The organism is Shewanella sp. POL2, from assembly GCF_000282755.1.
Classification (GTDB): domain Bacteria; phylum Pseudomonadota; class Gammaproteobacteria; order Enterobacterales; family Shewanellaceae; genus Shewanella; species Shewanella xiamenensis.
Window position 1 is genome coordinate 22,209 of sequence record NZ_AKZL01000057.1, and the last position, 6,684, is coordinate 28,892.

The following is a 6,684-nucleotide window of genomic DNA, read 5'->3' on the forward strand; positions in this document are numbered from 1 at the left end:
GGATGAAAGGGTTTAAACTCAAAGTCGCAGCCAGTATCGGTATGTTTGCCATCACCATGGCAATGGGAAGTGCACAAGCGCAAACGCAGTACCGTTTAAATGACAATATTAATTTCACCTTAGATGATACAGGCAAATTGACCGTTAATAGCGGTTACCTCACCTATTATTTATTGCGCGGTTACGATCCTAAAACCGAATACCAAACGGGGCGTCATTTAGTGAGTGCTTCTAGTCAACGTATCGACTTTGATGTTGCCGATCTTGAACTCGATGGTTTTTTCCCTAAGGTTGAGTTAAAGCTGCCGCAGCGGAAATACGAAAGCACTGAGCTTGAATTACCTAAGGTACTGCCAACGGCTAACGGTTGGCAAAATGCTGAGCTGACCCTCAAAGGCATTAGTTTAGTGGGCTTGGTGAATGAGTATAATGATAATGAAAGCATGGAAGGAGAAGACTTTGCCGATATGGTCGCGCTATTGGCATTAAATACGTTAGTGGTTGTTGATATTGCCGCCAATACCGTCACTGGGGGGCCAATATCTACAGCTAAAAAACGCAACCAGTTTCAACAATCATTGGATAGGTTTGCCCATTTTGCCGATTATGTCAGAAATGCAAGAGATCAAAAGTTTTGGAATAAATACGCTGATTTTATTGACTATGTAAAACTTTCACGGGATATCCTTAGCAACTTTGTTGATGATGCTAATATTAATGCGGCCGATTACCCTTGGCTGGAATATACCCTACACGACAGTGAAATCATTTTCACGGGACTCGAAAAACTGCAAGTTATTACCGGGGAGGTGGATGAGGACTCACCAATAAAAGGCACCTTAAAGCAGCAATACCAGCGATTATTAAAAGCCGACATTGATGCAGGTAAAGTGTCAGGTGATTCCTATGATGAGTTAATCAAATTTGGCGCTAAAAAATTCACCGAAAGCCTCAAAGGTGCTGATCCAAAGACGGCAGAAATCATTATTGCTAAATATATTATGGAGCCACTCGGGCAAGCATTAGCCGCTTATCAAAAGGGATTACGGCAACAATTAATGATCGCGCAAGCAAAGGGGCAAAAGGAGATCATTACATCCCTTGAAGCTCAAATTAAGGACCTAAACCAAGCGCGAGTCGTGATTTTGCTTTCCTCGTTAGTACTAAATTCGAGCGATATTTATCAAGATCTTAAAGCCGATCCGCAAAAAATGATCAGCACGATTTTTGAGCTTGGCGTAGAAGCTAGCGCCGAAATGGCGGAGCAAGTTTTTGACGGGGCCGACGGTGCAACCATATTAGCTAAATACGCACTGCAACGCATGACGGGAAGTGATGGCCGAGCACATATTTATCATGTCACTGACAAACTTAGCCAAGGGGTCTCCATTGGTAACAGCATTGCCAACAAGCTATTGCCTTTTCTTTGGGATTTAGCTTGGGCTCCGGGCAAAATGTCAGTTGCTTTGGTCGACGGCAAATTAAACCCGCTGGGAGCAATGCAAAGCCGTGTGGATATCTATCGTGTGGCAAATAATGGCGCGCGTGAATTAGTTAAGCAACTCAGTAATACCAATGTGATTAAAGATACGGTTATTGCTTTAGAACACCTTGATCAATTGGATATTGAGGTTGCACTCTCACGCCCAAATATGTTCGATACCACTCGTTCACCTTGGTTGATGAGTAGTAATGTGCCGCCTCAATCTCTCTATGAAGCCAAGATTATTGACACCAATCAGCGTGGCTATGCCAGCCGCTTTTTATGTACTCGCACCCTATTAAACGACTTGAAATATGTCGATTACCAAATGGCAAATACATCAATGGCTGACGCCTACGATACAAGATGTGGCGCTGGCGACTGGTATGCTAATACTTGGTTTAATGGCACTAAGTCAGGTGCAACCATTTATGAAGACAACGATAAATTAGCAAATAGCCTCAAGTTAAAACCCGAGCTAAGTGATGCTCAGGCGCTGATCAGTTACCAACATATTTATCGTGAAGGCGATAAACCCGTATTGGTTCTAATTGATGGCCACTCCACTAACGCGATTACCCACAAAATTAGTTTTGTGCCAGCCGTAAGTAATGTCGGTTTTGGCACAGTGCAAATGCCCGTCGATAACGGTGGCTATGTGATTGGGTTTGATGTCTCTCAAATAGTGCAGTCAAACCTTGACCCGATTGTCACCTATCGCTGGGACTTTGGTGATGGCTCAGCGGTGTTAGAAACCAATTCTACCCTGGTCGAACATATCTACGCCGAAGGTAGCTTTACCGTTACCTTAACTGTTGTCACCCAAGCGGGGATTGAAACCACGGTCAGCCAAACAGTTGCGGTGGGTGAGCGCCTACGTACGCCAATGCTTGAGCAACCGCGTTATCAAATTGAAACCGATGGCAGCGCCAGTATTACCCTCAATTGGCGCAATATTGAAGAGGGCAGCACAGTCAATCTGTATCTCGCCGAAGAAAGCTTTACCGACTTAAACGATATTGCCAACTACGCTAGTTTAAAAGGTGCAAGGCGCACGTCGGTAAAAGGCGCTGCTGAGTACCGCTTTACTGGTTTAGCGGCCGATACTGCGTATTTTATGGTGGCCACCACCCAAGGCGCACATAAAGAAAGCCCCTTAAGTAATCAAGTGCAACTCGTTACCCTCAAAGTCGCCCAACCCACTGGCAAACTTAATGATACTGGAATCGATTGGTGCGCCGATGGCAGCAATAACTACTTGGATTGCCCAGTACAAGGTTATGAGGGCCAAGATGCCGAGTATGGCCGCGATGCGCTTGCGCGCAGCGGCCAGTTGCAAAAAATCGGTGGCGGTGCGGCAGGCTTTGATTTTACCAAGCTGGATAACAGCGGTAACCCGTTGCCGGAAAGCGCCAGCGAATGGAGCTGCGTACGTGATAATCACACTGGCCTAATTTGGGAAGTGAAACAACCCGCGGGCAGCGCTGGCCTGCGCGATGCCAACCATACCTACAGCTGGTATAACCCCGATAACAGCACCAATGGGGGGGATGCCGGCACACAAAACGGCGGCACTTGCCAAGGCAGCGCTTGTGATACTCAAGCCTTTGTTAATGCAGTCAATAGCCAAGGGTTATGTGGTGCCAGCGATTGGCGTTTGCCAACGGTCAAAGAATTGATGGGTATTGTTCATAATGGAAGAGCAAATCCTGCAATTGATTTAGATTACTTCCCTAATTTCCCTATCACCACACCGTTTGATTCATATTGGACCTCAGTACGCAATGCTCCAAACGCAGGAAATTCATGGATGGTCATGTTTTCTTATGGTGGTGTCGAAATGTATCGCAGTGGTAACAATTTTGTACGCCTAGTTCGTAACGAACAGTAATTGTTAATAGATTTTAGTTGGACGTGTTGTAAGTAGCAGAAATACTGTTTTTCAAAAGGTTGCAACAGGTGGAAAAGGCCCTAGCTTCGTAGTATTGCTAAAACAGGATGCTTTTGTTTAAGGAAATATGTTAATGCTCAATTTTAATAAGTTAATACTTTGGATATTTTTGCTTATTGTGGAAATGCAAGTCTATGCTAGCGAACTCTGTTCTGGTATTGAAAACTCGGCTATTCAAGCGACCACACCGAGCAGTGAGTTTACTGATAATGGCGATGGCACAGTCACCCATCTAACCACTGGGCTAATCTGGCAGCGTTGCAGTTTGGGGCAAACGTGGGATGGCAGTTATTGTATAGATAATGCAACGACTTACAATTGGTCTGCGTCTGCCCCGCAAGCCAAAGATAATCTATTTGCAGGCTATAGTGATTGGCGCTTGCCTAATAAAAATGAACTGGCTTCAATTATTGAATACCGCTGTCATCACCCTGCAATTAATAGCCAAATATTTCCCAATACGTCACCTAGTGGATATTGGTCGTCTTCGCATAGTTCCAGTAATCACACATCGTGGATCGTTGACTTCAACAGTGGTAGCGTCTACCTCGACGTTAGGTTCCACTATTACCACGTCCGTTTGGTGCGAGGCGGATAGTAATTAGCTTTTGACCTGTGGTGTTGTAATTAAGGCTTATCAGTAGTGAGCCGTATGACTAAAACTAAACTCATCACTTTAGTCGTTCTCCTCGCGCACTCTGACACATCCTCGCACTATTTGGGGTTAATTAAGTTCTGCTGCGAGGGCGTTTAGGGCTTGGTTGCCGTTGCTGCCATCACTGACCTTTGGGGGGATTTATGGAGTGTTTTCGCTTAACCGCTATACCCAAACGATTTGGCGTTGCTGATGGTAGATATTGCGGATTATTTCACCTGCTAAAAGTTAGCCAAAACCTAATTAATAACAAGGATCGCTTATGAGTAGTCAACGAACCCTGACCGTATTATTTTTCATATCTCTGTGCGGTTTTTTGTGTTTATCAAAACCGGCGCAGGCCAGTGATTATGCTAGTTGTTTAGCCGAAAAATTGCAGGGCATTACCCATGATGCCGCTGTAAAAGCGATCACAGAGGCATGTCAAGCTCAATATGCTAGTAATACCGCATCCAAGCCTGCCAGCGCCCCAGCTAAAGCCCTTATTGATGGGCGTTATCGTGATAACGGCGATGGCACCATTACCGATGCCAAAACCAACCTTACCTGGATGCGTTGCAGTCTTGGGCAGCAATGGACAGGCAGCACCTGCGCAGGTTTGGCCATGGAGATGGATTGGAATGATGCGTTGAAAACTGCAATGAGTTTTAGCTATGCAGGCCACAGCGACTGGCGGGTACCCACTGTCGATGAGTTAGATACTCTGGTGCAATGCTCGGCAGGTCGAGCACCCTTAGCACGCCCCAATGGTGAGTATTCAGGCCATACCGATGGCAGTTGCCTTGGCAACAACTACCAAAGGCCGACAATTAATACCAGTGCTTTTCCAAATATGCCAGAGTCGAGTGATTCTAGTTATTGGTCGTCTTCGCCCTATGCTAGTGATAGTAGCATTGCGTGGTTCGTCCACTTCGGTGTTGGTGGCGTCGGCCGCAATTATAAGAACGGTTTTGAGTTGAGCTACATTAACGTCCGTTTGGTACGTGTTGGACAGTGATTGGCTTTGGCAGTGCGTCTTTGTGGCGGATTTTAGGATGTAAATAAGGCAGAGTAGGTGCGGATGCTGCGAGTGAAGCAAATAAAGCGGCTTGGGTTAGTGCTTCTGGGTATAGGGTTGCTTGGTATTGGTGGTTATACGCTGAGCACTGCACAGCGTGGTGCGGCAACCGCGGGGGACAGCGACCCTCTATCCCCTATGCCCGTGCCCTACTATTTAAACCTTGAAGAGGGCGAATATGCCCGCGTAATGGCTCGGGCGCAGAAACAGTATGCGCTGGCGCTGTGCCAAGGTGAAGCCTATTGGCCCTTGCCTTATCTCGCTTACGATAATCAGCTATTGCAAGAAGTGCTGCAAAATCAAAATGAATTTTCACAGCAGGACTATCTTAAAAGTCGCCTTGCACTGCTGAACGAACGCTTTCGTTTTAAGCAGGATCGGCCTTTTTTACGTGACGAGTTGCAAACGCTATTGCAAAGCAGCACCACTGAGCAAAGCATCACCTTCAGTGCTTGGCTAAAAAACCGTATGGCAAAACAGCTTGAGCAGTTTCAGCAGTTGGATCATCCGCTAAAAGCGAGCCAGCCTTGGTGGCGGTGGGCCGATTGGCCAAGCGATAATCACTGCTTGCAATGGGCGAAGCGGATGCAGAATGATGACTCATTCTCGGCTGTGCCGATTTACCTTACCGACAATGGTGGTGGCAAAGGCATTGTCATTGATGACTTTTTTGCTTTGTTATTAGAGCATCAAATCGACCAATACCTTGCGCGCGGTGATGTGCAAAGTGCCGCCAAAGTATGGCCGCAAGTGATCCGATTTGAACTGCTCGATGCCCGCATATGGCAAGACAACATCATCGCGCATATTGATGAGTATTTGGGCTTTATTACGCTGTTTGGTTTAGATAAAACCGAGGCCGTGGCGTACGCCGAAGCGCAGTTGCAGCTAATCGACGATATTGATTACTACCCTGACGATAAAGCCATCATGCAGCGCAGCCTAGCCTACTTACAACAGAAGACGCGTGAATCACAGCCAGTGCCAATTTCTGCCAAAAATCAACATCGTTTGCGCTGTTATCAAGGTAAAGCGCCTTGCCTAACACTATGGCAGTTATATGAACAAAGTGATTGGCCGCGTTAGGTTTTTCAGCGTGGTGTGCTTACGTAGATCTGTTTACCGTTGTCAGTATCAGTTAAATAGCTGTTCCTAATAATAGATCTCCGCACTCGTAAAGATTTTACAAGGAACTCGGTGCTCGCATCATGCGCGCCAGGTTACACAAATACCTTCGCTACATGGATCCCGGCAAGATGTATCAGTATTAGTATGGACATCGAAGTTTAGTTCAATTTAATCAATTAAGGCGGCTTTACCCGCATAATCGATTTAGGAAACATATATGGACGCATATCATGATGCAATAGTCAATTAAAGGGTACGGTCGCTAACATATATCCGACTTCATCTCTGGCCTATAAATGGCCTGCGCCATGATGTAATTCGCACCTTACTGTCTATTCAAAGCTCCGGTCTGTATGACCTGTTTCCTAATCAGAGTGCAGTAAGGATGGTTCACCGTTTCATCTTCACGC

At 46.1% G+C, this 6,684-nt stretch carries 4 protein-coding genes; all 4 read left to right on the forward strand.

All coding sequences use genetic code 11. The features are described from left to right. Positions 1-2: 2 nt before the first annotated feature. Positions 3-3,374, forward strand: coding sequence for a DUF1566 domain-containing protein (locus tag SHEWPOL2_RS15030; protein WP_037429515.1), 3,372 nt, complete (start codon positions 3-5; stop codon positions 3,372-3,374). A 133-nt stretch (positions 3,375-3,507) separates the two neighbouring features. Further along, positions 3,508-4,032, forward strand: coding sequence for a DUF1566 domain-containing protein (locus SHEWPOL2_RS15035; protein WP_037429517.1), 525 nt, complete (start codon positions 3,508-3,510; stop codon positions 4,030-4,032). Between the two features lie 319 nt (positions 4,033-4,351). Then, positions 4,352-5,086, forward strand: coding sequence for a DUF1566 domain-containing protein (locus tag SHEWPOL2_RS15040; protein WP_037429519.1), 735 nt, complete (start codon positions 4,352-4,354; stop codon positions 5,084-5,086). A gap of 63 nt (positions 5,087-5,149) precedes the next feature. Continuing rightward, positions 5,150-6,232, forward strand: coding sequence for a hypothetical protein (locus SHEWPOL2_RS15045; RefSeq protein WP_239642772.1), 1,083 nt, complete (start codon positions 5,150-5,152; stop codon positions 6,230-6,232). Positions 6,233-6,684: the final 452 nt, after the last annotated feature.

Bases quoted from the DNA above. Each gene is read 5' to 3' on its own strand.
- SHEWPOL2_RS15040 (WP_037429519.1), top strand. From the start codon at position 4,352: ATGAGTAGTCAACGAACCCTGACCGTATTATTTTTCATATCTCTGTGC.
- SHEWPOL2_RS15030 (WP_037429515.1), top strand. From the start codon at position 3: ATGAAAGGGTTTAAACTCAAAGTCGCAGCCAGTATCGGTATGTTTGCC.
- SHEWPOL2_RS15035 (WP_037429517.1), top strand. From the start codon at position 3,508: ATGCTCAATTTTAATAAGTTAATACTTTGGATATTTTTGCTTATTGTG.
- SHEWPOL2_RS15045 (WP_239642772.1), top strand. From the start codon at position 5,150: ATGCTGCGAGTGAAGCAAATAAAGCGGCTTGGGTTAGTGCTTCTGGGT.